This window comes from Methylobacterium sp. CCH7-A2, from assembly GCF_001557075.1.
GTDB lineage: Bacteria > Pseudomonadota > Alphaproteobacteria > Rhizobiales > Beijerinckiaceae > Allobosea > Allobosea massiliensis.
The window spans coordinates 97,322-122,775 of sequence record NZ_LSKN01000183.1; the positions used below are offsets into that span (position 1 = coordinate 97,322).

The 25,454-nt window shown below is 67.9% G+C and carries 24 protein-coding genes and 1 tRNA gene; 11 read left to right on the forward strand and 14 right to left on the reverse strand.

From position 1 onward, the window contains the following. Positions 1–5 precede the first annotated feature (5 nt). The 3 genes from AX750_RS14310 to AX750_RS14320 form a co-directional block, all read right to left on the reverse strand. The gene (locus tag AX750_RS14310) at positions 6–275 is read right to left on the reverse strand and encodes a DUF6460 domain-containing protein (RefSeq protein WP_066716827.1); all 270 of its coding nucleotides are present in this window, start codon (positions 273–275) and stop codon (positions 6–8) included. An 85-nt stretch (positions 276–360) separates the two neighbouring features. Beyond that, positions 361–1,041: a response regulator transcription factor gene (locus tag AX750_RS14315; protein ID WP_066716828.1), complete on the reverse strand. Its 681-nt coding sequence runs from the start codon at positions 1,039–1,041 to the stop codon at positions 361–363. Positions 1,042–1,153: 112 nt separating this feature from the next. Beyond that, on the reverse strand, positions 1,154–2,791 hold the full coding sequence (locus AX750_RS14320) for a cisplatin damage response ATP-dependent DNA ligase (protein WP_066716830.1): 1,638 nt from the start codon (positions 2,789–2,791) through the stop codon (positions 1,154–1,156). Positions 2,792–2,907: 116 nt separating this feature from the next. Here AX750_RS14320 and AX750_RS14325 point away from each other — a divergent pair, with 116 nt between their 5' ends. Beyond that, complete coding sequence (locus tag AX750_RS14325; RefSeq protein ID WP_197426511.1) at positions 2,908–3,675, forward strand: SGNH/GDSL hydrolase family protein; 768 nt, start codon at positions 2,908–2,910, stop codon at positions 3,673–3,675. A 4-nt stretch (positions 3,676–3,679) separates the two neighbouring features. On the opposite strand, the gene AX750_RS14330 is transcribed toward AX750_RS14325, so the two are convergent. Beyond that, entirely contained in the window at positions 3,680–4,756 is a 1,077-nt protein-coding gene (locus AX750_RS14330) for a ligase-associated DNA damage response exonuclease (protein WP_245282399.1), read from the reverse strand. A gap of 23 nt (positions 4,757–4,779) precedes the next feature. Here AX750_RS14330 and AX750_RS14335 point away from each other — a divergent pair, with 23 nt between their 5' ends. Beyond that, positions 4,780–5,742 carry a methyltransferase domain-containing protein gene (locus AX750_RS14335; protein ID WP_067254471.1) on the forward strand — a complete coding sequence of 321 codons (963 nt, stop codon included), beginning with the start codon at positions 4,780–4,782 and terminating at the stop codon, positions 5,740–5,742. An 87-nt stretch (positions 5,743–5,829) separates the two neighbouring features. After that, the gene (locus tag AX750_RS14340) at positions 5,830–6,228 is read left to right on the forward strand and encodes a response regulator (RefSeq protein WP_067254474.1); all 399 of its coding nucleotides are present in this window, start codon (positions 5,830–5,832) and stop codon (positions 6,226–6,228) included. 15 nt (positions 6,229–6,243) lie between these two features. On the opposite strand, the gene AX750_RS14345 is transcribed toward AX750_RS14340, so the two are convergent. Beyond that, on the reverse strand, positions 6,244–7,275 hold the full coding sequence (locus tag AX750_RS14345; protein WP_067254477.1) for a PAS domain-containing protein: 1,032 nt from the start codon (positions 7,273–7,275) through the stop codon (positions 6,244–6,246). Between the two features lie 155 nt (positions 7,276–7,430). Here AX750_RS14345 and AX750_RS14350 point away from each other — a divergent pair, with 155 nt between their 5' ends. The 3 genes from AX750_RS14350 (at position 7,431) to AX750_RS14360 (ending at position 10,876) form a co-directional block, all read left to right on the forward strand. Beyond that, entirely contained in the window at positions 7,431–9,917 is a 2,487-nt protein-coding gene (locus tag AX750_RS14350) for a ligase-associated DNA damage response DEXH box helicase (protein WP_067254480.1), read from the forward strand. After that, the gene (pdeM, locus tag AX750_RS14355; protein ID WP_348626283.1) at positions 9,914–10,624 is read left to right on the forward strand and encodes a ligase-associated DNA damage response endonuclease PdeM; all 711 of its coding nucleotides are present in this window, start codon (positions 9,914–9,916) and stop codon (positions 10,622–10,624) included. Before AX750_RS14350 ends, pdeM begins: the two co-directional genes overlap by 4 nt. 177 nt (positions 10,625–10,801) lie before the next feature. Beyond that, positions 10,802–10,876, forward strand: a tRNA-Thr gene (locus tag AX750_RS14360). Between the two features lie 567 nt (positions 10,877–11,443). Here AX750_RS14360 and AX750_RS14365 read toward each other — a convergent pair. From AX750_RS14365 to AX750_RS14395, 7 genes are all read right to left on the reverse strand, one after another. Further along, positions 11,444–11,680, reverse strand: a complete 237-nt coding sequence (locus AX750_RS14365; protein WP_067254485.1) for a hypothetical protein — start codon at positions 11,678–11,680, stop codon at positions 11,444–11,446. After that, positions 11,680–11,904, reverse strand: coding sequence for a hypothetical protein (locus AX750_RS14370; protein WP_067254487.1), 225 nt, complete (start codon positions 11,902–11,904; stop codon positions 11,680–11,682). Before AX750_RS14370 ends, AX750_RS14365 begins: the two co-directional genes overlap by 1 nt. A gap of 276 nt (positions 11,905–12,180) precedes the next feature. Further along, a complete protein-coding gene (locus AX750_RS14375; protein ID WP_067254490.1) occupies positions 12,181–12,849 on the reverse strand; it encodes a cyclase family protein in 669 nt (222 codons plus the stop codon). Next, positions 12,849–13,844 (reverse strand): TRAP transporter substrate-binding protein, encoded by a 996-nt coding sequence (locus AX750_RS14380; protein WP_067254494.1) that lies wholly within the window; start codon positions 13,842–13,844, stop codon positions 12,849–12,851. Before AX750_RS14380 ends, AX750_RS14375 begins: the two co-directional genes overlap by 1 nt. A 58-nt stretch (positions 13,845–13,902) precedes the next feature. Next, positions 13,903–15,186, reverse strand: coding sequence for a TRAP transporter large permease subunit (locus AX750_RS14385; RefSeq protein WP_067254497.1), 1,284 nt, complete (start codon positions 15,184–15,186; stop codon positions 13,903–13,905). Then, a complete protein-coding gene (locus tag AX750_RS14390; RefSeq protein ID WP_067254499.1) occupies positions 15,183–15,728 on the reverse strand; it encodes a TRAP transporter small permease in 546 nt (181 codons plus the stop codon). The genes AX750_RS14385 and AX750_RS14390 overlap by 4 nt, the downstream gene beginning before the upstream one ends. 382 nt (positions 15,729–16,110) lie before the next feature. After that, a complete protein-coding gene (locus tag AX750_RS14395) occupies positions 16,111–18,816 on the reverse strand; it encodes a methyl-accepting chemotaxis protein (protein WP_068074818.1) in 2,706 nt (901 codons plus the stop codon). 200 nt (positions 18,817–19,016) lie between these two features. Here AX750_RS14395 and AX750_RS14400 point away from each other — a divergent pair, with 200 nt between their 5' ends. Genes AX750_RS14400 through AX750_RS14410 form a run of 3 tightly spaced genes read left to right on the forward strand, consistent with a single transcriptional unit; the run spans position 19,017 to position 21,528 of the window. After that, positions 19,017–19,775 (forward strand): 5-oxoprolinase subunit PxpA, encoded by a 759-nt coding sequence (locus AX750_RS14400; RefSeq protein ID WP_067254505.1) that lies wholly within the window; start codon positions 19,017–19,019, stop codon positions 19,773–19,775. Continuing rightward, complete coding sequence (locus tag AX750_RS14405) at positions 19,772–20,509, forward strand: allophanate hydrolase subunit 1 (protein ID WP_067254508.1); 738 nt, start codon at positions 19,772–19,774, stop codon at positions 20,507–20,509. Before AX750_RS14400 ends, AX750_RS14405 begins: the two co-directional genes overlap by 4 nt. Next, the gene (locus AX750_RS14410; protein WP_067254510.1) at positions 20,506–21,528 is read left to right on the forward strand and encodes a biotin-dependent carboxyltransferase family protein; all 1,023 of its coding nucleotides are present in this window, start codon (positions 20,506–20,508) and stop codon (positions 21,526–21,528) included. The genes AX750_RS14405 and AX750_RS14410 overlap by 4 nt, the downstream gene beginning before the upstream one ends. Positions 21,529–21,543: 15 nt before the next feature. Here the strand turns inward: AX750_RS14410 and AX750_RS14415 are convergent, their stop codons facing one another. Both AX750_RS14415 and AX750_RS14420 read right to left on the reverse strand, forming a co-directional pair. Beyond that, a complete protein-coding gene (locus AX750_RS14415) occupies positions 21,544–22,155 on the reverse strand; it encodes a helix-turn-helix transcriptional regulator (RefSeq protein ID WP_197432825.1) in 612 nt (203 codons plus the stop codon). A gap of 158 nt (positions 22,156–22,313) precedes the next feature. Then, positions 22,314–23,096 (reverse strand): GntR family transcriptional regulator, encoded by a 783-nt coding sequence (locus tag AX750_RS14420; RefSeq protein ID WP_067254516.1) that lies wholly within the window; start codon positions 23,094–23,096, stop codon positions 22,314–22,316. 54 nt (positions 23,097–23,150) lie between these two features. Here AX750_RS14420 and AX750_RS14425 point away from each other — a divergent pair, with 54 nt between their 5' ends. Together AX750_RS14425 and AX750_RS14430 are read left to right on the forward strand one after the other, a co-directional pair. After that, a complete protein-coding gene (locus tag AX750_RS14425) occupies positions 23,151–24,098 on the forward strand; it encodes a PfkB family carbohydrate kinase (protein ID WP_067254518.1) in 948 nt (315 codons plus the stop codon). Between the two features lie 117 nt (positions 24,099–24,215). Continuing rightward, on the forward strand, positions 24,216–25,355 hold the full coding sequence (locus AX750_RS14430; protein ID WP_067254521.1) for a transcriptional regulator: 1,140 nt from the start codon (positions 24,216–24,218) through the stop codon (positions 25,353–25,355). Positions 25,356–25,454 lie beyond the last annotated feature (99 nt).

Below are 25,454 nucleotides of genomic sequence, written 5' to 3' on the forward strand. Positions count from 1 at the left end.
TCCGCTCAGCGGCGCGCTGCGAAGAGCCGCGACAGCAGCCAGAGCGGCACGACGATCAGCGCGCCGCCGATGATCCACTGGCCGACCTCGCGCAGCGCACCGAAGCCGAGATCGCCGAGCGAGCGGACGAAGCGGGCCGCAGCATCGAAGAGCGCGCGGGGCGAGAGGTCCAGAAAGGCCATCGCCGCGCCGACGAGCAGCGAGATGAAGAGCAGCCGCACGAGCACGCCGAGCGGCGAGCCGCCGAGAAAGCGTTCGATCCTGCCGTTGGCCATACCCTAAAATCCCAAGTCCTCTCGCGTCGAGAAGACGCCCGGGTGGTTGAACCCCGGCTGAACGGGCTGTCAACCCACTGGCCGGTCAGGAGGTGGCGGAGGCTCCGGCCGTGGCCCAGGCGGTGCCGGCGATCTTGGCGGCGGCGATGACGGCCTGGGTGCGGCTGTCGACGTCGAGCTTGGTCAGGATCGCCGAGACATGCGCCTTGACCGTCGCCTCGGAGACACCGAGCTCATAGGCGATCTGCTTGTTGAGCAGCCCCTCCGACAGCATCATCAGCACGCGCACCTGCTGGGGCGTCAGCGTCGAGAGGTTGCGCACCATCGTCGCCGTCTCGGCCTCGACCGGCGCAGTGAGATCGACGCCCGGAGGCGTCCAGACGCCGCCGTCGAGCACGGCGCGAATCGCCTCGCCCATCTGCTCGACATCGGCCGTCTTGGGCAGGAAGCCGAGCGCGCCGAACTCGATGCAGCGGCGGATCACGGCCGGATCGTCATTGGCGGAGACCACGATGACCGGGATCTCGGGATGGTCCGCCCGCAGGAAGAGCAGCCCGGAAAAGCCCTGCACGCCCGGCATGGTGAGATCGAGCAAGACGAGATCGGCGTCGCCGCCGCTGTCGAGCGCCTCGGTCAGCGCCTCCAGCGAGCCGACCTCGCTGACATCGGCGCCTTCGAGCGCGGTGGAGACGGCCTGGCGCAGGGCGCCGCGGAAGAGCGGATGATCATCCGCGATGACGATCCGTGTCGACGGCTGTCGTTTCATGGGATCCCATCCTCATGCCCGGCCCGCATTGTGCCTCAATCGGGCACCGGTTCAAGCCGTCGGCGCGGGCTGCCGACGGGCAGGCTGTGAACCATCCGGCGGCGGCGCGCAATCAGCCATTCGACGGCAGCAGCGCCTCCAGCGCCTCGATCCGGTCCGCCTCGCGGGGCGGTTTGTCCCAGCGGATACGGCTGATCCGGGGAAAGCGCATGGCGACGCCCGACTTATGGCGGGTCGAGCGCTGCAGCCCTTCGAAGGCGACTTCGAAGACGAGACCGCTCTCGACAGTGTGCGTGACCTCGCGGACCGGCCCGAAGCGGTTGAGCGTGTGCTTGCGGACATAGCGGTCCAGTTCGACCAGTTCTTCGTCGGTGAAGCCGAAATAGGCCTTGCCGACCGGCACGAGTTCGTCCGCCCCGCCCTCGCTGGCACGCCAGACGCCGAAGGTGAAGTCGGAGTAGAAGGAGGAGCGCTTGCCGTGGCCGCGCTGGGCATACATCAGCACGCAGTCGATGAGCCTGGCCTCGCGCTTCCATTTCCACCAATGGCCTTTCGGGCGGCCCGGCAGATAGGGCGAGTCGAGGCGCTTGATCATGCAGCCCTCGACGGCTTCCGCATCGGCGCCGGCGCCGGCCATCGCAGGGTCGGCGCGCGCGGCGGCGAGATCGTCCCAGTCGCGGAACGCAATCGGCGGGGAGAGATCGACGATCGGGCTGTCGAGGCGCGCGACGAAGGCCTCCAGCCGCGCCCTGCGCGCCGAGAGCGGCAGATCGCGCAGATCCTCCTCGCCATCGACGAGCAGGTCGTAGGCGCGAATATGCGCGGGATGCTCGAGCAGCATCTTCGCGGTGACGCTCTTGCGGTTGAGCCGCTGCTGCAGGCTGTTGAAGCTCTGGACGGCCGCCTCCCGCCGCACCAGCAATTCGCCGTCGAGCGCGCCGTCCAGCGTCAGCGCCTCGACAACGTCCGGGAAGGCGGCGGCGATGTCCTCGCCGGTGCGCGAGAACAGCCGCGTGACGCGCTCGCCATCCGGTCGCGTGCCGGTGACGGCCTGGACGCGGATGCCGTCCCATTTCCATTCGGCCTGGAATTCGGCCGGGTTCATCTTGTCGAAATCGCCGTCCTCGATCGGGTGCGAGAGCATCACCGGTCGGAAGGGCGCGGGATCGGTGGCCTCGGGCCGCGGCCCCCTGCCCTCGAGCCAGGCGAAGAGCGTGGCATAGGGCGGCTCGAGCCCGTGCCAGACCTGCTCGACCTCATCGGCAGGGATGCCGCCGAGGCTTGCGGCGGCCGTCTTGGCGAGGCGCGCGGAGACGCCGATGCGCAACGAGCCGGTGATCAGCTTCAGCAGCGCCCAGCGGCCGGTCTCGTCGAGCGCGTCGAGCCAGGAGGCGACGAGACGCGGCAATTCGGTCTTGCCGACGCTGCGCAGCCCTTCCACGACATCCGGCAGATGCGGCACGTCATTGGCGCCGTGCCGTGCCGGCCACATCAGCGCGACGGTCTCCGAGAGGTCGCCGACATAGTCATAGGAGAGCGCGAACAGCACCGGGTCGGTGCGCTCGGCGATCAGCGCCCGCACGAGCCCGGATTTCGCGTTGGGGAAGACCAGCCCCCCGGTCATCGCCGCCAGAGCGAGGCCGCGATCCGGATCGGGCGTGCTGCGCAGATAGTCCGCGATCAGCGCCAGCTTGGCGTTGCGGCGCGGCTCATAGGCCAGCCGGTCGAGCAGCCAGGCGAAGCGGTTCACCGGCGCGTCCCCCGACCGCGCCGGCGTTTACCAATGCGGCGAACTCTTGGCATCATTCAGTTTCCATTCATGAAGGCGCCCGCAGGCTGACCATCGCTGAGGGGGACATGCCGACCATGCGTGCTGCCATCCGGATTGCCGGCCTCGCCATTGCCCTGGCGACTGCGCTGTCGGGCGCCGCCCAGGCCGGTGCCTTCACCTGCCGTGAAACGCCGATCGTCGCGCCGAACCATAAGCTGACCGCGCTGGCGCCACGGATCGCAACAGGCGGCAAGCTGGACATCCTCGCGATCGGCTCCTCCTCGACCGAAGGCGTCGGCGCCACCAGCCGCGACAGGAGCTACCCTGCGCGACTGCAGAGCCTGCTGTCGGCCGCGTGGCCCCGCGTCCAGGTCAGCGTGGCCAATGCCGGCATCGGCGGCGAGATTGCGCCCGAGACATTGCTCCGGTTGAAGAAAGCCCTGAGCGAGCGCCGCTACGATCTGGTGATCTGGCAGGTCGGCACCAACGACGCCGTGCGCGGCGGCGACATGGCGGCTTTCCGCGCGATGATCGCCGACGGCATCGCCGTGGTGAAAAACGCCGGCGTCAGCCTCGCTCTGCTCGACCCGCAGTATTTTCCCGGCATCCGGGAGCCGGCGCGCTATCGAACCTATGTCGATGCAATCGCCGACGTCGCCAAGCGCGAGAGCGTTCCCGTGTTCACGCGCTACGAGACGATGCGGGAATGGCACGATGCCGATGCCCAGGCCTTCAAGGCCGCGCTCGCGGCGGACAGCTTCCATATGAGCGATGCGGGTTATGACTGCCTCGCCCGCGACATGGCGGCGGGTCTCGTCTCTCTGACCACCGGTGGCCGGCCCGTCGTCGCGCAGACGCGCTAGCGCTTCAGACCGGAACGGCATCGGCGCCCTCCACGGCAGCCTCGGCCTCGCCCTCATCACCATAACCCACAAGATGCAGCGGCCTGGCGCGCAGGCCGACGCTCGTGCACCAGTGGACGAGTGCATCGGCCTCGCCATGAGTGACCCAGATCTCGCCAGCGCCCGTCTCGCGGATGGTGGCCTGGAGATCGTCCCAGTCGGCATGGTCGGAGACGATCAGGGGCAGTTCGACGCCCTTCTGGCGGGCGCGGGCGCGGATCCGCATCCAGCCTGAGGCGAAACTCGTCACCGGATCGGGAAACTTCCGCGCCCACAGATCCTGGATTGCGCTCGGCGGGCAGATGACGATCTCGCCGCCCAGCGTCTTGCGCTCCGCGGCGACGACCTTGCGGACCTCGCCGAGCTGCGCGCCTTCGGAGATGTAGAACTCGGTCAGCTTCTCCATCGCGCCATGGAGATAGAGCGGGCGGTCGTAGCCGGCTTCGCGGATCAGGGCCATGACGCGCTGCGCCTTCCCCAGCGAATAGGCGCCGACGATATGCGTTCGCTCGGGAAAGAGCCGGACCGATTCCAGGAGCTTGCCGACCTCGGCATGGGCGGGCGGGTGGCGGAAGACCGGCAGGCCGAAGGTCGCCTCGGTGATGAAGATGTCGCAGGGCACAGGTTCGAAGCCGGCGCAGGTCGGGTCGCGCTCGCGCTTGTAGTCGCCGGAGGCGACGATCCGCAGGCCGCCGCATTCGACGACGATCTGCGCCGATCCCAGCACATGCCCGGCCGGCACGAAGGTGAATTCCACCTCGCCGATCCGGACCGTCTCGCCCGGAACGGCTTCCTGTCGCTGAGCCGTAAAGCCCTCGCCATAGCGCAGCGCCATGATGGCGAGGGTCTCGCGCGTCGCCAGCACGGCGCCATGGCCGGCTCTGGCATGATCGGAATGGCCATGCGTGATGAGCGCCCGCGCCACCGGCCGCACCGGGTCGATGTAGACATCGGCCGGGGGGCACCAGAGGCCGGCCGGCGTCGGGATCAGCAGATCGGAGGGGCGCATCGTCCCCGGCGCGTTGCGTCTGGCCAGCGTCATACTCCTCAGATAGACCCGCGCGCATGATCGAAAAGGCCCCGACCGCGCATTCCGCCAGTTCCGGCGATCCGACGCTGGACCGCCGCTATGGCTGGGCCGAGGCTGCGTTCAAGGAGGGAGACGCGCAGGCCTGCGTCGAGATCCTCGACCAGACGCTGGCGCAGGCCTACCACTTCACCGCCGCCTGGCATCTCTACGGCCTCGCGCAGGAGGCGCTGGGCCACAAGGAGGAGGCGGCGACCGCCTGGCGGCAATGCCTGACGCTCGACCCCAATGACCATTTCGGTGCTCGGCTCGACCTCGCGCGGATCGGCGCGATGGCAGCCGAAGACGCGACCTCCGAGAATTTCTCCGGCACGCTCTTCGATGGCTATGCCGACCGGTTCGACAGCCATCTGACGCAGGCGCTGCACTACAATGCTCCGGAACTGATCAAGGCCACGCTGGCTCGGCTCTGTGAAAACGCCGGCCGCGCCTTCCGGTTCGCGACCGTCTTCGACCTCGGTTGCGGCACCGGACTGATGGGCGAGGCGATCCGAAACGAGGCCGGTTTCCTCGCCGGTTGCGATCTCTCGCCGCGCATGATCGAGCGGGCTCGGGCCAAGACGAAAGGCGATGGCTCGCCGCTCTACGACAAGCTCGCCGTGGCGGGCCTCACCGCTTTCCTCGCCAGCCGCCCAGACGCCAGCGCCGATCTCCTGCTGGCGGCCGACGTCTTCGTCTATCTCGGCGAATTGCGGCCGGCCTTCGCCCAGGCGGCCCGCGTCCTGTCTCTGGACGGGCTCCTGATCTTCACGGTCCAGAGCCACGAAGGCGAGGGCGTGGTGGTGGGTGAGGATCGGCGGTTCGCGCATGCGGAGGGCTGGTTGAGGCAGAGGCTTGCTGAAACGGGGCTCGAGATCGTCTCGCTCGAACCCGTCAGCACGCGTCAGGACCGTGGCGCTGCGGTTCCCGGCCTGCTCGTGGCCGCCCGGCGGGCCGCCTGACTGCCGCTGCGGCAGGGTGCCGCGGTGGGAACAATCGTTCGTTTCGCGCGATATAGAAGCGCCCGCGGAGCACCGAAGCCGAAGCCCATGTCCACCAGAGTTCTGATTGTCGAGGACGAGGTCCTGATCGCCATGGAGACGGAGGCGATCGTCGAGGATCTCGGCCATCATCCCGTCGGCATCGCCGCGACCTCCCGGGAGGCGCTCGCGCTGGCCGCCACCGAAGAGCCCGATGTCGCGCTGGTCGACGTCAATCTCGCCGACGGGCCGACTGGCCCTGCGGTCGGGGCCAAGCTCGCCGATCTGGGCATCGCCGTCGTCTTCATCACCGCCAATCCGCGCATGCTGCAGCAGCGGATCGAGAATGCGATCGGCGTGTTCGACAAGCCGGTGGCCGACCGCGATCTGGCGGAACTGCTCGATTACGTCACGAGCCGCGCCGCTGGAAGACCGGCCCAGCCGCCGAGCCGGCTGCGGGTGTTCTGACCTTCGCAGCCCGTTTCAGGCTTGGGAGTCGAGATCCCGCGCCAACCGCGCCGCCGCGACCGCGACCTCCACGACCAGCCCCTCGCGCTTCCAGTCGCGTGTCAGGCGGCCCCCGAGCTGCCGGCCGACGCTCATCTCCGCCAGCCGGGTGCCAAATCCCGTCCGGCCCGGCTCGCCCTCGATCTCGGGGCCGCCCGTTTCCGTCCAGCGCAGGATGATCTCGTCGCCGTCGTGACGGATCGCGATGTCGACTCTCCCGGTTTCGGCGGACAACGCGCCATATTTGACGGCGTTGGTGGCGAGTTCGTGGAAGAGCAGCGCGATCGGCGTGGCGCCGCGGTCGTCGACCGTGGCGTCCTCGCCCGTCACCGTCAGCCGCCCCTCGCTCACCGCCGGATAAGGCGAGAACAGGTTGTCCAGCAGGCCCTTGATCGTGGTGCGGCCGATGACCGGCTGCGACGCCTCGCTGTGGGGGCGCACGAATTCATGGGCCCGCGCCAGCGCCGAGACGCGCTCGCGGAACTGGGCGGCGAAGTCCTTGGCCTCCGGGAACTCCCGGGCCGAGAGCGCGATCAGGCTGCCGACCACGGAGAAGATGTTCTTGATGCGGTGACTGAGCTCGTGGCTCAGCAATTCATTGGCTTCGGCCGCGAGCTTCGCCTCGTGGATGTCCGTGCAGGTGCCGATCCAGCGGACAATCCGTCCCTCCGCATCGCGCACCGGCTGGGCGCGGCCGATCGTCCAGCGATACTGTCCGGAATTGTGGCGCAGCCGGTACTCGACCTCATAGACCTCGCCCGTCGCCAACGAATGGCGCCAGCGCCGCCAGGCTTCCGGCTGGTCCTCCTCGTGGAACAGCCCGGCCCAGCCCTCGCCATCGGTCGAACCACGCGGGACGCCGGTGAACTCGTACCAGCGCTCGTTGTAGTAATCGTGGAAGCCGTCCGGCCGCGTCGACCAGACCATCTGCGGCATCACATCGGTCAGGATCTTGAAGGTCGCTTCGGTGACCGGCAGCCCGGCTTGGTACAGGTGGGTATCGGGCAAAGGCGGGACCTCGGGCTCCCGGCGGGAGCAGATAGCGGCTCAAACGCCGGGGACGCGGTTTTGTTGCACAGGGCCGATGCCAGGGCCAGTGCAACCGGGCGGCATAGGGATATTCGCCTTTCGTTCCGGCTGCAGCCATCCTATCTCTGTTCTCTATGGCCGCGCCCTCCCCGCTTCCTCCCGCCTTCGAGACCTGGTTCGCCAGCCGCGGCTGGAGCGCACGGCCGCATCAGCTCGCTCTGCTCGAAGAGGCCCGTGCGGGGCGCTCGACGCTGCTGGTGGCACCGACAGGAGCCGGCAAGACGCTCGCCGGCTTCCTGCCCTCGCTGGTCGAGCTGTCGCAGCGCGACGGCAAGCGCGAGGGGCTGCACACCCTCTACATCTCGCCGCTGAAGGCGCTGGCCGTCGACATCGCGCGCAATCTCGAGGCGCCGATCCGCGAGATGGGGCTGCCCATAGCTGTCGAGACCCGGACGGGCGACACCTCCGCCGCCAAGCGCACGCGGCAGATCAGGACGCCGCCCGACATCCTGCTGACGACGCCGGAGCAGCTCGCCTTGCTGGTCTCGCATCGCGACGCTGCGCCTTTCTTCGCCAGCCTGCGGCGGATCGTGCTCGACGAGCTGCATGCGCTGGTGACCTCCAAGCGCGGCGACCTGCTCTCCCTCGATCTGGCACGGCTGCGCAGCCTCGCCCCGCAGGTCAGCGCGGTCGGACTCTCCGCGACGGTGCGCGAGCCGGCCGATCTGCAGCGATTCCTCGGGGGCAGCGAGACGCCGGCCGGCCTCGTCACCGTGAAGGGCGGGGCGGCGGCGCGCATCGGCATCCTGCAGACGCCGACACGCCTGCCCATGGCCGGCCACACCACCGGCCATGCGATGGGGGCGATCTACGAGGCCATCAAGGCGCACAAGCTGACGCTGGTCTTCGTCAATACGCGCATGCAGGCGGAGTTCGCCTTCCAGGCGCTGTGGACGATCAATGACGACAATCTGCCGATCGCGCTGCATCACGGCTCGCTCGACGCCACGCAGCGCCGCAAGGTCGAGGCGGCGATGGCCGAGGGGCGGCTGAAGGCGGTCGTCTGCACCGCGACGCTCGATCTCGGCATCGACTGGGGCGATGTCGATCTCGTCGTCAATATCGGCGCGCCGAAGGGCGCAAGCCGGCTGATGCAGCGCATCGGCCGCTCCAACCACCGCATGGACGAGCCCTCGCAGGCGCTGCTCGTGCCTTCCAACCGTTTCGAGCTGCTGGAGTGCCGGGCTGCGCTCGATGCCGTGGCCGAGGCCGCGCAGGACACGGCGGATGCCCGCATCGGGGCGCTCGACGTGCTGGCCCAACATGTTCTCGGCGTCGCCTGCTCGGACGGGTTCGACTCCGAGGCGCTCTACCGGGAGGTCTGCACCGCCTCCCCCTATGCCGGGCTGGAACGCGCCGATTTCGACGCGGTGGTGAACTTCGTCGCGACCGGAGGCTATGCGCTGAGGAGCTATGAGCGCTTCGCCAAGCTCCGCCAGGACAAGGCGGGGCATTGGCGCGCCAGCAACGCCAAGGTGATCCAGCAATACCGCATGAATGTCGGCACCATCGTCGAATCGACGATGATGAAGGTCCGGCTCGGCAAGGCCCGCGCCGGCCAGCCCGGCCAGCCGCAGACTCCTCTCCGCGGCGGGCGCGTGCTCGGCGAGATCGAGGAGTACTTCGCCGAGACGCTTGTTCCGGGCGACACCTTCATCTTCGCCGGCGAGGTGCTGCGCTTCGAGGGCATCAGCGGCAACGAGGCGGTCTGTTCGCGCGCCGCGCCGGGCACGGACCCGAAGATCCCCTCCTATGCCGGCGGCAAATTCCCGCTCTCGACCTTTCTCGCCGCACGCGTGCGGGCGATGCTCGCCGATCCGAAGGAGTGGGACGCCCTGCCCGAGGAGGTCTCGTCCTGGCTGCATGCGCAGCGGCTGAAATCGCGCCTGCCCAAGCCCGGCGAATTGCTGGTCGAGACCTTCCCGCGCGGCGGGCGCTTCTACCTCGTCGCCTATCCCTTCGAGGGGCGCCTCGCCCATCAGACGCTCGGCATGCTGCTGACGCGCCGGCTGGAGCGCGCGCGGATGCGGCCGCTCGGCTTCGTCTGCAATGATTATGGCATGGCCTGCTGGGGGCTCGGCGACATGACGGCCGCGATCGCGCGGGGCAGCTTAAGCCTCGACGAGCTGTTCTCGCAGGATATGCTGGGCGACGATCTCGAGGAGTGGCTGGCGGAATCGGCGCTGATGAAGCGCACCTTCCGGCAATGCGCCGTGATCGCCGGCCTGATCGAGCGGCGCTTTCCCGGCCAGGAGAAGAATGGCCGGCAGGTCACCATGTCGACCGATCTCGTCTACGACGTGCTGCGCCGGCACGAGCCCGAGCATGTGCTGCTCAAGGCCGCACGCGCGGATGCCGCGACGGGCTTGCTCGACATCAAGCGCCTGGGCCAGATGCTGACACGGATCAGCGGGCGAATCGTGCATCAGCCGCTGGATCATGTGTCGCCGCTCGGCGTCTCCGTCATGCTCGAGATCGGCCGCGAGGCGGTCTATGGCGAGGCGGCCGACGAGATCCTGGCGGAGGCCGAGGCGATGCTGACCGAAGAGGCGATGGCGTGAACGCATTGGCGGCCAGCGACAGGGTGCCGACTGAAGCGGTCTTTCTGCTTGGCCGGCTCGTGGTCGTGCCCGATCATTCGGGCGCGCTCTGGCTGCCCGACGAGCGCACGCTCGTCGTCGCCGACCTGCATCTCGAAAAAGGCTCCTCCTATGCGAGGCGCGGCGTCTTTCTGCCGCCCTATGATTCGGCGGCGACGCTGGCGGCGCTTGCGGCCGCGATCGCCCGCCATGCGCCCACGCGCGTCATCGCGCTCGGCGACAGCTTCCACGACCGCGACGCGGAAATCCGCCTCGACGAAGACAACCGCGCGACGCTGAAGCGGCTGCAGGCAGGCCGCGACTGGCTCTGGGTGACCGGGAATCACGACCCGCAGATCAGCGCGGCGATGGGGGGCGACAGCGCCGCAACCGTCGATCTTCGCGGCGTCACCCTGCGCCACGAGCCTGATGCGTGTGAGACGGGGTTCGAGATCGCCGGCCATCTTCATCCGGCCGCAAAGATCAGGATGCGCGGGCGGGCGCTCCGGCGGCGCTGCTTCGCGCTGTCGGCCCGGCGCTGCGTCATGCCGGCCATGGGCGCCTATGCCGGCGGGCTGAACCTGCGCGATGCCGCCTTCGGGCCGCTGCTGGGCGCCGGCTACAGCGCCCATCTGCTCGGCGACGCCCGGCTCTTCCGCATCGACCCGCGGCTGCTGCTGCCGGACTGAACGCGGACGGGCCGACCCCACGCCGGCGGCCGACCGCAGGGCCATAGACCATCTCGTCCGTGCCGCGACGATGTGGGTTGCGTCCACCCGGCGCTTGTGGCATCAGGACGCCGCTTCGGAACGACGCCCGCCCTGCCCTCGCCCCGGCGACCGCAGAGCAACCTGGCCGACGATCCTGCTGCGGTAGCTCAGTGGTAGAGCACACCATTGGTAATGGTGAGGTCGAGAGTTCAATCCTCTCTCGCAGCACCAGCCTTTCTGGCTGGAAACGCTTTGAAATCAAAGAATTAGGTCCGCGCTAGCAGATGCAAGCGAAATGGCGGCTCTCAATCCCGCACTTAGCTTATGATCGCAGCAGCGGCGCCAGTGCATCAGCCAGCCGATGGCCCGTTGCCAGTTAAGTTGCGGCCTCGGTGCTCGCGGCGGAACCGAATGAACTCGCGCTGGAGCGGGCGACGAAGGCCGACCTGTTGAGCATCATCAGGACGACGCTGGTTCGCGAAGCGAAGTAACACCTAGGCCCACGGCAATTTACCACATAGGTCGCCGGCGTAGATCGGCGTGCGCTCAAGTACGGAAAATTAGTGAAATCTAGACAACGATCGCAGTCACCACAACAACGATAAAGAATGAAACCAACACAGGAAATCTAATGTTGAATCTTCTACCAATAAAATATAGTAATAAAATTAGAATTATAATCTCATACCTATAATGATATGTCATTCCAACTATAAAATATAATATCAGCTCAAAAAATTCGACGTTACCCAAACGCACATCCTCCCCACCAATGGCTCTCTATACCTTATGCGCGGGTCATTCTATCCCGCCCTCACCATAGCGCCGCTCAAAGCCCTTTCCATCCCTTTCGCCGTTCAGGATGCGTGCCATCAGATCGAGAGAGCTATTGAGCGGATCGAGGCCGAGATAAACCGCACTGCCGATAGGCACCTCCGCCGCCCAGCCCCGGACCTTCGATTGGAAGGCCTTTACCTCGCGTTGCATGTCCTCGACCTTGCCGGACGACAGCGAGCGCTTCGATCGCTGGACCACTACGCGGCCTGATCATCATCGAGCGGCGCCCTGGCGCCCTCTGAGAACATTCCGCGCAGGAAGCCCCGCGATACGGCCTTGTCGGCGTCGGCCAGCAGCGCATGGAAGTCGTGCAGGAGGGCGCGCAGGGCCTGCCGCTCGCTGCCGTGCTCCTCGACCAGTTCGATCAGTTCCCACTCGATCGCGTCGCGATCATCCTCGATCTCGGCTGGTCCGGCGGACATTGTTCGTTGCTCCCTTGAGTGAGAACAAAATAGGAACATTGTCGGGCCTGGAGTCAAGATGCCTAGAGCCTGCTGACGTCGCTCGGAAACAGACCTCCATTCCGGACAAGCGGCGAAGCTGCGCCGATCCGGAATCCATCGTCAAGCGCCGGAGGCCTCCGATGGATCCCGGGGCAAGCCCGGGATGACGGCGGCGGGCCCGAGACAATCGGCACACTCCAGACGCGCCATCCCATCAAAGGCGCTCTCCGCGATCGGCCCGAAAAGCGCCTCTCCTCAGCCCATCCCCTCGATGGCAAAGATCCGCGCCGGGGAGCCGTCGGCGTTGGGCAGCTTCAGCGGGGCGGCGCAGAGGAAGGTGCGGGGGTTCTTCAGCGCGCCGGTGTTGACGACATATTCGATCAGCGTGATGCCGGCGCGCAGGCAGATGTCATGCGTGACGTGCTGGTCGAAGGGCACGTGCTTGTCGTCGAGCAGCAGGCGGATCGGATAGTCCTGCGGGAAGTCGAAGGCGAGCGCGGTGGGCTTGCGATCCTTCAGCCAGAGCGCCGCCTCGCGGGTGAGATAGGGCGCATCGAGCCAGAACTCGCGCGTGCGGTAGTCGCGCTTCGTGTCCCAGCCGCTGGAGAGCAGCAGGATCTCGCCCTCCGGCCCGCCGGGATCGGCCGCGGCGAGTCTCTCGGCATCGATTGCCTGGTTGGGGGCGACGTCGCGCAGGTCGAGCACGCGGCACGGGCCGACGACGCGCGAGAGCGCGGTCGCCTCAATCGTCGGGCTGTGGGCGATGACATGGGCCTGCGCATCGACATGCGAGAAGCCGTGGCAGGTCATGCTGATGCGGGAGACCCGGAACGGGTCCCCCGCGGCGATGTCGCCCTTGATCGCCAGCTCGACCGGCCAGCGGAAATGCGGCTCGATCGGCATGGAGAGGTCGATGATCTCCATCAGACCGCGGCCTTCTTGATCGCGTCCAGCGTCTCGCCGCCGAATTTGGTGACGAACTCCTTCTCGACCTCGGCCGCGACGATCTTCGAGAAGGATTCGCGGTCGGGGTTCTCGACCGCCTGCATGCCGGCCTTCTTCAGCGCGGCGAGGCTGGAGCCTTCCGTGTCCTCGTTCATCTGGCGCTGGACGGCGGCGAGCTCGATCGCGGTCTCGCCGAGGATCTTCTGGAGATTGGGCGCCATCGCGTCGAACTTCGCCTTGTTCATCACCACCGGTCCCGTGGTGAAGGCGTGGCGGGTCAGCGAGAGATGCTTCTGCACCTCGGCGAACTTGGCATTGAGGATCAGCGTCACCGGGTTCTCCTGCCCGTCGACCGCGCCGGTCTCGAGCGCCGAGAACAGCTCGGTGAAGGCCATCGGCGTCGGCACGGCGCCGAGCAACTGGAAGGCGCGGATATGGGCCGGGTTCGGCGTGGTGCGGATCTTCAGGCCCTTGATGTCGGCGGCCGTCGCAACCGGGCGGCGGCTGTTGGTGAGGTTGCGCCAGCCGATCTCCCAGGTCGCCAGCGCCTTGAGGTTGGAGCCTTCGAGCTCCTTGCGCAGCCCGTCGCCGATCGGCCCGTCCATCACCGCGGCCGCATGTTTGCGGCTCTGAAACAGGAAGGGCAGGTCGAGCACGTTGAGCTTGGGCGCGAGGCCGGTGAAGAAGGGGTTGCCGGTCAGGCAGATGTCGAGCGAGCCGCCGCGCACCGCGCTGATCGTCTGCGGGTCGGAGCCGAGCGCGCCGTTCGGGAAGATCTGGACCTCGATCTGGCCGTTGCTCTTCGCCTTCACCTTCTCGGCGAACTGGAGCGCCGCCTTGTGCCAGCTGTCGGCCTCAGGATGGGGATGGGCGAAGCGCAGCTTCGTGGCCTGGGCGAGGGCCGGCCGGCCGATGGCGAAGAGGGCGAGGCCAGAGCCGGCGGTGATCAAGGCATGGCGCCTGGTGAGGGTCATCTCGTTGTCCTCCTTGGGTGTCGTTCTTGTGGTTTCTCGTTTTCGACGCGGCGCCTCCTCAGCGCCCGTAGAACCATTTCGCCGGCACGGTCACGATGTCCGGGATCAGAACCAGCAGGGTGAGCACCGCGATCTGCGCCAGCAGGAAGGGCATGACGCCGCGCACGACCTTGTCGACCGGAACGCGGCCGACGGCGCAGACCACGTTGAGCACGGTGCCCACGGGCGGTGTCAGCAGGCCGATGGCGTTGTTCATGATAAAGAGGACGCCGAAATAGACCGGGTCGATGCCCGCCTGCTTGACGATCGGCATCAGCACCGGCGTCAGGATCAGCACGGTCGGGATGAAGTCGAGCGCGGTGCCGACGACGATGACGAGCAGCATCATCGCCGCCATCAGCAGCGTCCTGTGTTCGATCAGCGGACCCAGCATCGCGCCGACCTCGGCGGGGATGTTGGCGATGGTGATGAGCCAGGCCGAAACCAGCGCCGCCGCGACCAGGAACATGACCGAGGCCGACATCTTCAACGCCGCCAGCAGCGCAGGCCGCAGATGCTCGATGCGCAATTCGCGATAGACGAACATCCCGATCACGAAGGCATAGACCGCGGCCACGACAGCGGCCTCGGTCGGAGTGAAGACGCCGAGCTTCATGCCGCCGATGATCACGAAGGGCAAAAGCAGTGCCCACAGACCGTCGAACGCGGCCTTCGCGATGCTGCGGACGCTCGGCCGCGGCAGGGGCGAAACCGGCTCGTCCTTCGCCAGCACATACCAGGTGATGACGAGCGCGAGGCCCATCAGCAGGCCCGGCACGATGCCGGCCAGGAACAGCCGGGTGATCGAAACGCCGGCCGCGACGCCGAACACCACGAAGCCGATCGAGGGTGGGATCACAGGCGCGATGATGCCGCCGGCCGCAATCAGCCCGCAGCTGCGGTCGAGCCGGTAGCCGGCCTGCCGCATCATCGGGATCAGCAGGGCGGCGAGCGCCGCCGTATCGGCCACAGCCGAGCCGGAGATGCTGGCCATGACGATGGCCGCGACGACGGCGACATAGCCGAGCCCGCCGCGGACATGGCCGACGAGCGCCATCGCGAAGGCGATGATGCGCTTGGACAGCCCGCCCGCATTCATCAACTCGCCGGCCAGCATGAAGAAGGGCACGGCCATCAACGGGAAGCTGTCGGCCCCGCCGATCAGGTTCTGCGCCAGGATCTGCGCGTCGAACATGCCCAGATGCAGCATCAGCGCGACGCCGCAGACCAGAAGAGAGATCGCGATCGGCATGCCGAGCGCCATCGCGCCGAGCAGCGAGACGAGGAAGACGAGGACGGTCATGGGCGCGGCGGCTCCTGCCGCTGGGCCTCGAACCCGGCCATTTCCTCCGATTCGGCGCCGATGACGAGTTCTCCCGGCGGCACGCGGCCGGTCAGCAGCCGGATCAGCGTGACGAGGTTGATCGCCCCGATGCCGAGGCCGCAGGCGAGGCCGGCGATGTAGAAAATCGCGGTCGGCACACCCATCACCGGCGAGAGATTGGCCATGTTGAGGCTGCTCTGCTGCCAGCAACCGAAGACCAGCAGGCCCATGCAGAACAGCGACAGGCTCTCGGCCACGAGTCGCGCCAACCGGCGGCCGCGCAGTCCGAGCATCTGCACGATCGCCGTCATGCCGAGATGGCCGCCTTCGAGCGCCACGAGGAAAGCTCCGCCGAAGGTCAGCCAGACGAAAATCATGCGCGAGGCTTCGTCCGACATGGTGATGCCGGAGTTGAACAGGTAGCGCAGCACGACATTGCCGAAGACCATCGCGATCATCACCACGAAGGCGAGGATCAGGAGGTTTTCGAGCTGGCGAAGCAGGAATCGGGACAGAGGCATCACGGTCGGTTAGCCCAGCGACCGGTCAGTCGTGAGGAAGCCGATCGACCCATCGCGGTCCGGACGCTGGGTCGGAGCGGAGCCTGTCGCGACGAGACCCACCGACGCGTGCCAATGACGGATCTGCGTGCGCGCATGTCCGCTCCTCCGATGTTCCCTGCCCGTGCCATGGCGGTTCGTGCCGCCATTCTTATTGTATGCTGCATACTGCGCGCCGCGTGCGCGCCTTGTCAATCGAGGTCTAGCGGTACAGCGGGCGAACACATCCGACAGGCTGGATGGCGACAGACGCCCCCATTTCAGCAAAAAGGGCCCTGCCGGATCGGCAGGGCCCTCGTCAGGCGCGGGCAGTCAGGCCAAGCGCGATGCCCTGAAAACCACCTCAGAACTCTTCCCACCCCGACCCGCCTGCATGGCTGTTGGCAACCTTCTTGGCCGGAGCCGGAGCAGGGGCCGCGCTCTGCGGTTGCGAAGCCGCCGGCCGGGGCATTGCACGTGGCGCCCGCGCCTTGGTCTGGGCGAAGGCGGCTTCGGCAAGCTGGCGCAGGCGTGCGGGCTCGGTCGCCGTCGAAGCGGCGATCTGGCCGGCTGAGCCGGCCTCGGGCCCGGTCCTGAAAGCCGCGACGAGGTCGTTGAGCTGTCCGATCTTCCCCGAGAGCGAGCCGGCGGATGCCGCGCTCTCTTCGGCCAGCGCCGCGTTCTGCTGGGTGATCTCGTCCATATGCGCGACGGTCTGGCTCATCTCGTCGATGCCGTTCGCCTGTTCGGAGGTGGCGGACGAGATTTCCGAAACGGTGCTCGCGACCTTGCGCGAGGCCTGAACGATCTGCTCCAGAACCGTTCCGGCCGAGCGGACCAGTCCGACACCCTGCTGAACCTCGCTGCCGGACTCTGCGATGAGCGTCGTGATGTCCTTGGCGGCGTCGCCGGCGCGCTGCGCGAGGGTGCGAACTTCGGATGCCACGACGGCAAAGCCCTTGCCGGCGTCGCCGGCGCGGGCCGCCTCGACGGCGGCGTTGAGCGCCAGAAGATTCGTCTGGAAGGCGATGCCGTCGATCACGGTGGTGATGTCCGAGATCTTCTGCGACGCGGCTTCGATGCGCGTCATCGCATCGACCGCGTCCGAGACGATGGCTCCGCCCTTGCCCGCCACCGCCATCGCTTCCTCGGCGAGCTTAACGGCCTGACGGGACGCGTTCGCAGCCGCCTTGACGGAAGCCGCGAGCTGCTCCGTCGTCGCCGCGGTTTCCTCGAGACTCGAGGCCTGCTCCTCGGTCCGCTTCGACAGGTCGTTTGCGCCCAGGTTGATTTCGCGCGCAGCGAGGCCGACATCGGCCGAGGTGACCTGGATGGTCCTCACAGTCGCCGAGAGGCGGTCGACCGTGTCGTCGATCGCCTCCTTCAGCGTCTGGAAGACGCCTTGATACTCGCCTGTCACGCGGCTGGTGAGATCGGCCGCAGCCAGTGCCTGCATGACCCGGGCGAAGTCGGCCGTCGCGTCCTCGACAACGGCTGAAACCTGGTTGAGGCCGATGGCGATGTCGCGAACGAACCCCTCCTTGCCGTCGAGCGACAGCCTGGCCGAGAAATCGCCAGCACGGGCGGCTTCGACAACGGCCGCGACCTCGGCCTCGCTGCGCAACTCGGCCGTCACATTGCGCCAGATCAGCGTGTGGCCGATCGTGTTGCCACCCGCATCGCTGATATAGGCCATGTCGACCATGATCGCCTCTGCGCCGACATCGTAGCGCACCTTCCTGACCTGGCCGTTGTCGAGGATGAGCTGGCGCTTGAGATTGGCGTTGGTGCGATAGCAGTCGATATGCTCGCCCATCATCGCCTCGACCCTGAACCCCGGCGAGGCCGCCTGGAACGTCGGCTCCAGCTGCTTCAGCAGGCGCAGCAGCGAGGCGCTCATGAAGGTGATCCGCTCCTCAGGATCGGTGATCATCAGCATCGTCGGCGACTGGTTCATGGCCGAGACCGTCAGGGCCGTGCGGCCCGCCTCGGCCCGTCCCTGATCGGCAGCGCGCGCGATTTCGCCGATCTCGTTGGCGAGGGCGGTATGCGGAACCGGTCTGGAAAAATCCCCCGCCTCATGACGCCGCAGGGACGCGACCAGATCGCCGAGCGGGTTGCGGATGGTGCGGACGAAGCCGAGCGCACAACCGAAGACGACAAGCGCCGCCAGCGCCGCGATGACGAGATCGCGCATCGCCTTCGACTCGATCCCGCCGATACGAGCCTCGATCAGGCGGATCAGCTGGGTCTGCGCACCGCGCCAGAGCGCGTCGGAGGCGGCCGCAAAAGCGCTTGCAGCGGCCTGAGCGTCCGGCTGGCGCAGCGAGGGCGCGCGCTCCATCGCATAGTCCTCGCGCAGCGCAGCGGCCTGGCGCGAGACCGCCGCGCCGGCGCTCTCGAAGCCGCTGCGGACGGCGGCGAGGGCAGCCCCCAGACTGCCATCGGTATTGCCTGCGACACCGGAAGCGAGGGAGGACTGCACAGCCGAAAGCGCGATGTCGTAGCGCGTCGCCGCCTGAACCAGCGCGTCGTGCTGACGGGGCGTGACCTTGTTGCCCATCAGGGCCGGTTGCATCGCGGCGTCGAGCGCAGCCCGCGCGATCACCAATTCCGGCAGCCGGACGGCGACAACATCCATCACGTAGTAGGAGTCGACATCGGGATCGAGGGTGAGGTTGGAGCCGTCGGCGATCTTCTGGATGGCGGCCTGGCCGGCGTCCCAGGCCGCGTTGCGGTCCTTGCCTTCGCCGAGAGCGCCGGCGAAAGCCCGCATCGCCTCTCCGGCCTTCAAAGCCTCGGCGGCTGGCTGCTGGGCAGCGACACGGCGCGCCTCGCTCGCGAGCCGATCGGCCGACGCCGCGGGCGCAGTGCTGGCCGCAAGCGCCGCCCAGACATCACTCAGCACCCGGGCGCCGGTGACCTCGAGCGCGGAAAAGGCGATGTCCTTGCGAACCTGTTGGACGAAAAGCAGCGTCAGATGCCCGATCGGCAGCAGCATGAGTGCCATGATCACGGCGATTTTCGCGCCCACCGTGAGAGACGCGATCCGGGCAGTCAAAATCTTCATCGGGGGGGGGGTCCGGGGCAGTGATGAGCCGGCATAAAGCTGGGACACAACCGTTAAGGATAACCTAAGGTAATGTTCCAATCGGAACGTCGCGACGAAGGTTGGAGGCGCCCGTCGCGGACTTCTCTGCGCAGGCTCCACGTCCTAAGCTCGGCGCTCGCGGCCGCCTTCCCACGCCGCGCAGCGAGAATGGACGGACGATGCAGAGGATCGATCTCAACTCGGATCTCGCGGAGGGCTTCGGCGCCTATCGCTGCGGCGACGATGCGGCGATGCTCTCGATCGTGACCTCGGCGAATGTCGCCTGCGGCCTGCATGCGGGGGACCCGGAGATCATGGCCAATGCCTTCGCGCTCGCGCGGCAGAACGGGGTGGCGGTCGGCGCTCATCCGGGCTTCCCGGATCTCTGGGGTTTCGGACGGCGGCGCATCCCCTTCAGCACGGGCGAGATCGAGCGGCTCGTTGCCTATCAGATCGGTGCCGCTGCCGCGCTTGCCTCCTATGCGGGCCACCGCATCAGCTATGTGAAGCCACATGGCGCGCTCGGGAACATCGCCTGCGAGGAGCGGCCCGTGGCGGACGCGATCGCTCGCGCGATCAAGGCGGTCGATCCGACGCTGGGATTTCTCGCGACCGCGCTGACGCAGCAGGTCGCGGCCGGCGAGGCGGCAGGGCTGAAGGTCCATCAGGAGATCTTCGCGGATCGCGGCTACACCGAGGAGGGGCAACTCGTGGCGCGCCATCTGCCGGGCGCCATGATCACCGATGCGCGCGAGGCGGCCGAGCGCGTCGTCGCGATGGTCCGCGAGGGCGCGCTGATCACGCTGTCGGGCCGGCGCCTGCCGACCGGCATCGAATCCGTCTGCGTCCATGGCGATTCCGCCCATGCGGTCGCGACCGCTCGCGCCGTGAGGGCGGCGCTGGAGGAGGCCGGCATCGGGCTCGCCCCGTTCGCATGAGCCAGGATGCGCCGGCTGCCCCGAAATTCCTCGACGCAGGGGAAGCGGCCCTGGTGGTCGAATTCGGCCGCAGCGTCGACCCCGCGCTGAGCGACCGGGTTCTCGCGCTCGACGCGGCACTGGCGGCCAATCCGCCCGAAGGCCTGCGCGAACTCGTGCCGACCTATCGCTCGCTGATGATCCATTACGATCCGCTGCGGCTCGACCGGGCCCGGCTGGTTTCCCATGTGAGGGCGGCCCTGTCCGGCCCCGCGCCGGTCGCCAGCCGCAACAGCGCACTCTGGACACTGCCCTGCTGCTATGCGCCGCCCCATGGCGAGGACCTGGCCGAGATGGCCGGGCTTCTCGGGCTTACAGCGGACAGGGCCGCCGAGCTCCACGCCGCCGGGCGCTACCGCGTCTACATGTACGGCTTTTCCCCGGGCTTCACCTATCTCGGAGGCCTGCCGGAACCGCTGGCGATCTCGCGCCGGCCCCGCCCCCGCCCGCCGCATGACAGCCGGGCCGTGCTGGTCGGCGGTGGGCTTTGCGCCGTCGCCCATTTCGCGATGCCCACCGGCTGGTATGTCGTCGGCCGCACGCCCGAGCGGCTCTATGCACCCGAGCGGAGCAGCGCCTTCCTGTTCGAGCCAGGCGACAGCCTGTGCTTCGAGCCCATCGACGAGCATACCTTCGCGTCCCTGGAGGCCCGCGCCGAGACGGGCGAGCGCATCGCCCGCAGGCAGCCGGCATGACGGCGCTACGCATTCTATCCGCCGGGCCGGGCGTGACCGTCCAGGATCGCGGGCGCCATGGCTATTTGCGCTATGGCGTCACAGTCGCTGGGCCGATGGACCCGTTCGCCCATGCGGTCGCCAACCGGGCGCTTGGCAATGAGATGGGCGCAGCCGCGATCGAGGTCTCGCTCGGCGGTATCGAGGTCACAACCGAGGACCGGCCACTCGGCGTGGCCGTGGCGGGGGGCAGGTTCCGCGTAACGCTGGATGGCGAGGCGCTGCCGGCCGCTGCCGTGCTGCGCCTGGAACCGGGCTCGACCCTGAGGGTGCGCGCCGGCGATGACGGCATGTGGGCTTATCTGGCAGTGGCCGGGGGCATCTGCCTGCCGTCCGTGCTGGGCTCGCAGGCGACCCATCTGCGCACCGGCATGGGCGGCCCGGGAGGGCGCCTGCTCCGCGCCGGGGACAGTCTGCCCGTGGGGATGGAGACAGGCGGCACCACCGGCCCTGGCGAAATCCACGCCCCCCTGCTGGACCGACCTGCCGATCTCATTCGCGTGCTGCCCGGCCCCCAGGACGATTACTTCGCCGCCGACGTCTTCGCCGCCTTTCTCGCCGGGCCCTGGCGAATCTCGGAGCGAGGCGACCGCATGGCCTGCTTCCTCGAAGGCCCTGTGCTGAGCCACCGGCTGGGTTTCAACATCCCATCGGATGGGGTTGCCATGGGGGCCATCCAGGTGCCGGGCGAAGGGCAGCCGATCGTGCTGATGGCGGACCGGCAGTCGACTGGCGGCTATCCGAAGATCGCGACGGTGATCGGCGCCGATCTCGGGCGCCTTGCCCAGGCACGCCCAGGAACACAGATCGCCTTCCGGGCGGTCAGCCATGCCGAGGCGGTGCAGGCGCTGGCGGAGGAGCGTGCCTTTCTCGCAGGGCCAATCTCGGTCGAACCCTTGCGGCGCACCACGTTCAGTCCCGAATTCCTGCTCGCCCGCAACCTTGTCGGCGGCTGGATCGACGGGCTGCGCCGGGACTGAGCGGCGCTCTCGCGCTCAGGCGGCCTCCTCGACGAAGGTCGCGACGAAGCGCACGAGTTCGCTCTGCCGGGCGGTGCCGGTCTTGGCGAAGAGGCGCTGGAGATGAGTGCGCGCCGTGGTGCGGGCAATGCCGAGCTTGCGGGCGGCCTCGACCGTGTCCATGCCTTTGACGATGAGGCCGAGGATCCGCGCCTCGGTGGGCGTCAGCCCGCAGGCTTCGGCGACTTCGTCGACATTGCGGTCGATCATGCGCTGGGGATCGTCGACCGTCAGGATGAAGAGATCCATGCCGGCCCCGCCGAGATGGACGGCATCGATGACCGTCTGGCGGCCGCAGCGCATCAGCAGCGGCAGCCTTATCTCCTCGGAGGCCGTGCCGGCCAAGCGCCGCTTGAGCCAGGTCTGGAGACGGGCCGCGAAGAGCTTGTCGGAGCAGATGAGACGGCCCTCGCCGCTGAGCCCCTCACGGGTCAGCGCCGTGGCGCCCTGATTGCGGAAATGCACGCGCAGTTCGGCGTCGATCACGAAGAGGGGTTTGGCACCTCGGCCCGGATCGCGTGCGGGAGCGCAGCAGGACGGGAGAGGCTGGGGTGAAGCCGGATGCGGCAGGCTGAAGATCATGGACATGCGAGGAGCGTCCTCGATTTCGAGCATCTTCGCGGTTCCTTGCGTGACAGCTGGCCCGGAAGCGCCCTGTCAGACGGCGTGGTCGTGTTCCTTCTGTTGGTCGCGCCGACGGGGCTGCTGGTTCATCGGGATCGTGCGGCGCCGCGTGGGCGGTATCGTCAGATCCGCAGCGAAAGCCGATAGGTGTAGCTGTCGCCCCGGAAGAGGCCCTCGACATATTCGAGCATGTCGCCGTCACGAGCGAAGCTGCGGCGTTTGATCAGCAGGCAGGGTACCGGCTCATCGAAGCCGAAAATCGCGGATTCCTCCGCGCTCGGCTGCGCGGCCTCGATGGTCTGGTCGCAGCGTTCGAGCGGCGCGCCCAGTTGGGCCAGCGCCGCGTAAACCGACCCGCCGAGATCGGCCTGTTCGAGCTCCGGAGCCCGCTGGAGGTTGTACCAGCCGGTTTCGCGCGAGAGAGGCACTCCATCGCCACTTCGCACCCGAACGAGCTTCAAAAAACGCGCGGAGTCGTCCAGACCGAACAGAGCGGCGATGGTGGGATCGCTGACGACGGTTCGCTCCAGGATCCGCGACGATGGCACGCGTCCAAGTTCGCGCATCTCCTCGGTAAAGCCTTTCAGACGGTCCATCCCCGAATGCAGGCGCCCTGTCGTGCCCTGGACGATCGATCCGAGCCGCCCCTGCGCGCTCAGCAGCTTCTTCGACCGCAGCGCGTTATAGGCCCGCTGAACGGTCGAGCGGCTGATGGCGAGACGCTCGGCGAGCTGTCGCTCCGCCGGCAGGGTCGTGCCGGGTGGCAAGGTCCCAGTCCCGATCAGGCGCGCCAGCTGATCTTCCAATTGCTGGTAGAGCGGCTGCGCCGTGTCGTCGCGGAGATCCAGCAGATCCTGGAACGGCGGACGCCTCCGCACGTTGCTGGGCTTGAGCGGCAATGTCATCGGCAGGCAGATGCGCGGGCGGCGCTGACGGACTGCGAAAGGGGATCGGACACGATGGCTGCAGGCTCCGTCTTCGTGCTGGCAAGCTTCGTCCTGTCCTGTTCGGCCAAGGTCCAGCGGTTCCCGCGACCGGGCGAGTCGCTTGCGGCCGATATCGTCATGATCGAGCCCGGCGGCAAGGGACTGAACCTCGCCGTCGCTGCGCGGCGTCTCGGCGCCGAGGTGGACGGGCTGCTGGCGGTGGGCGACGATCTCGCCTCCGCCTTCGCCGCGCCCGCTCTGGCACAGGCCGATCTGCCTGCGTCGATGTTGATCCGCGTCGTCGGCAAGACGGGAAGCGGCGTCGGCTTCACCGACGCTCACGGCGAAACCTGCCTCGCCGTCGATCCCGGAGCGAACCACGCCTTGTCGGCCGACCATGTGCGGGAGGCTGCGGAGCGCATCGCCGCTGCCGCCATGGTGATGGCGCAGTTCGAGATCGCCGACGGCCCCATCGCTGAGGCCTTAGCGCTGGCGCGTCGCGCCGGCGTCACGACCCTGCTCAATCCGTCGCCCTTCCGGCCAATCCCGGACGAGATCCTGGCGACGACCGACATCCTTGTGCTCAACCAGACCGAAGCCGAGGCGCTGGCGGAGACGGTCCTGCCCGGCGCGATCGATCCGGCCGAGCCGGCCCGCTTCGTCTCGGAGCTGGGGCCGGCGGTTCTGGCTCGCGGACCGAGGCTGGTCGTGCTGACGCTGGGCGCGGCCGGCGCCGTCGCGCTCGGACATGAGGGCGCCATCGGCCAGCCAGCCTTTCCCGTCGACGTCGTCGACACGCTGGGCGCCGGCGATGCCTTTGCGGCGGCGCTCGGCGTGGCGCTGGCACGCGGCCTGGGCACCGCCGAGGCGTTGCGTCAGGCGGCTGCGGCCGGCGCCGTTGCGACGCGCCGGGCCGGGGTCTTCGACGCGCTCGGCTGCCAGGCCGACCTCGACCAGCTCATCGGTCTTGCCCGCGTCTAGCGCCAGCCTTGCCGAACCCCTGTGCTTTGGACTGCTTTTGGACTTTATCCAAAGACGTCGCGTTGCTATGGTCCGGCCGCCTTGGTGCTGAGGCTGGTTGGAGGGTGAGGCGTGGCGATGTCCCGTCCCAGCGTCGATGCGGTGGCAGCCACGGCTGATAGCCTGCTCGCCGGCGCGTTCGACAGCGCCCAGATGCCGGATGCCGTCGAACGGCTGCGCCAGCTCTTCGACGGCTCGAAAGCCTGTCTCGCCCGGCTGGGTCCAGGCCTGACAGCCGCCGATGCCATCGCCACCAACAGCGACGAGGTGATGCAGCGTCGCTGCTACGAGGATCTCGCTGAAGACTTCATTCGCTTCGCAGAGGGGCTCCGCTGTGTGCCCATCGGCAGCGTCTATCGCGACAACGCCCTGTTCGGTGAGGCTGCGCTGCGCTCCAGCCGCGCCTGGCAGGAGTGGATGGCGCCGCAGGACATGTATGGAGGTCTCGGCTGCCGGCTGGCTGAGATCGGCCCGAGTCAATGGTTCTTCGATGTCCAGCGTGGGCAACGCCAGGAGCCCTTTGGCGACGATGACGCCGCGTTGCTGCAGTCACTCGCGCCGCTTCTGCGCCGGATCGCCTTGGTCAGCACCGAGATGAGCCAGGTGAGATGGCAGCGCGACGAGACCCGCGATGCCCTCGATGCCGTCGCCATGGCGATCCTGCTGCTCGATGGCGAGTTGCGTGTCACTTATGCCAACGCCGAGGCGGAGATGATCCTGATGGAGACCGACTCGCCGCTCGGTCTCCATCAAGGGCGTCTCTTCGCCAGGAATTCCGGCGATCAACGGCTGCTGAAACAGGGCGTCGAGGCCGCCCTGCGCTGGGGCGAGCAGCCGCTCGACCAGGGACGGAGCAGTCTTCTGATCCGGGATCGTCGCGAAGGGCGGCCGGCCTTGTCTGCCTGCCTGATTCCGGCCACGCCGATCACGGCCGGGAGCCGGCCGCGGCGGGCGATGCTGGCCCTCAAACGGCTCGAGCCGGCGACCGATTTTGTCGCCGGTTGCCGTCAACTCTTCCAGCTGACCGAGGCGGAAGCACGCGTCGCCTCGGCGCTGGCCTCCGGACAGTCATTGACGCAAGCCGCGGCCGTCCAGAATGTCAGGATTTCGACGGCGCGCACACATCTGGCGCGCATTTTCCAAAAGACCCGGACGCACCAGCAGAGCCAGCTCGTCTCGCTGCTGCGCAGCGCCGCCCTGCCGCTGCGGTCGCGCTGACGGCAGAAGGATCGACACGACGCGAAAGCGCCCGCAGTTTTGGCTGCGGGCGTTTTGATCGTTTGATTTTGGTTGCGGGGGCCAGATTTGAACTGACGA

Bases quoted from the DNA above. Each gene is read 5' to 3' on its own strand.
- AX750_RS14310 (WP_066716827.1), bottom strand. From the start codon at position 275: ATGGCCAACGGCAGGATCGAACGCTTTCTCGGCGGCTCGCCGCTCGGC.
- AX750_RS14315 (WP_066716828.1), bottom strand. From the start codon at position 1,041: ATGAAACGACAGCCGTCGACACGGATCGTCATCGCGGATGATCATCCG.
- AX750_RS14325 (WP_197426511.1), top strand. From the start codon at position 2,908: ATGCGTGCTGCCATCCGGATTGCCGGCCTCGCCATTGCCCTGGCGACT.
- AX750_RS14330 (WP_245282399.1), bottom strand. From the start codon at position 4,756: ATGACGCTGGCCAGACGCAACGCGCCGGGGACGATGCGCCCCTCCGAT.
- AX750_RS14335 (WP_067254471.1), top strand. From the start codon at position 4,780: ATGATCGAAAAGGCCCCGACCGCGCATTCCGCCAGTTCCGGCGATCCG.
- AX750_RS14340 (WP_067254474.1), top strand. From the start codon at position 5,830: ATGTCCACCAGAGTTCTGATTGTCGAGGACGAGGTCCTGATCGCCATG.
- AX750_RS14350 (WP_067254480.1), top strand. From the start codon at position 7,431: ATGGCCGCGCCCTCCCCGCTTCCTCCCGCCTTCGAGACCTGGTTCGCC.
- AX750_RS14370 (WP_067254487.1), bottom strand. From the start codon at position 11,904: ATGTCCGCCGGACCAGCCGAGATCGAGGATGATCGCGACGCGATCGAG.
- AX750_RS14375 (WP_067254490.1), bottom strand. From the start codon at position 12,849: ATGGAGATCATCGACCTCTCCATGCCGATCGAGCCGCATTTCCGCTGG.
- AX750_RS14380 (WP_067254494.1), bottom strand. From the start codon at position 13,844: ATGACCCTCACCAGGCGCCATGCCTTGATCACCGCCGGCTCTGGCCTC.
- AX750_RS14385 (WP_067254497.1), bottom strand. From the start codon at position 15,186: ATGACCGTCCTCGTCTTCCTCGTCTCGCTGCTCGGCGCGATGGCGCTC.
- AX750_RS14390 (WP_067254499.1), bottom strand. From the start codon at position 15,728: ATGCCTCTGTCCCGATTCCTGCTTCGCCAGCTCGAAAACCTCCTGATC.
- AX750_RS14395 (WP_068074818.1), bottom strand. From the start codon at position 18,816: ATGAAGATTTTGACTGCCCGGATCGCGTCTCTCACGGTGGGCGCGAAA.
- AX750_RS14400 (WP_067254505.1), top strand. From the start codon at position 19,017: ATGCAGAGGATCGATCTCAACTCGGATCTCGCGGAGGGCTTCGGCGCC.
- AX750_RS14405 (WP_067254508.1), top strand. From the start codon at position 19,772: ATGAGCCAGGATGCGCCGGCTGCCCCGAAATTCCTCGACGCAGGGGAA.
- AX750_RS14410 (WP_067254510.1), top strand. From the start codon at position 20,506: ATGACGGCGCTACGCATTCTATCCGCCGGGCCGGGCGTGACCGTCCAG.
- AX750_RS14415 (WP_197432825.1), bottom strand. From the start codon at position 22,155: ATGTCCATGATCTTCAGCCTGCCGCATCCGGCTTCACCCCAGCCTCTC.
- AX750_RS14420 (WP_067254516.1), bottom strand. From the start codon at position 23,096: ATGACATTGCCGCTCAAGCCCAGCAACGTGCGGAGGCGTCCGCCGTTC.
- AX750_RS14425 (WP_067254518.1), top strand. From the start codon at position 23,151: ATGGCTGCAGGCTCCGTCTTCGTGCTGGCAAGCTTCGTCCTGTCCTGT.
- AX750_RS14430 (WP_067254521.1), top strand. From the start codon at position 24,216: ATGTCCCGTCCCAGCGTCGATGCGGTGGCAGCCACGGCTGATAGCCTG.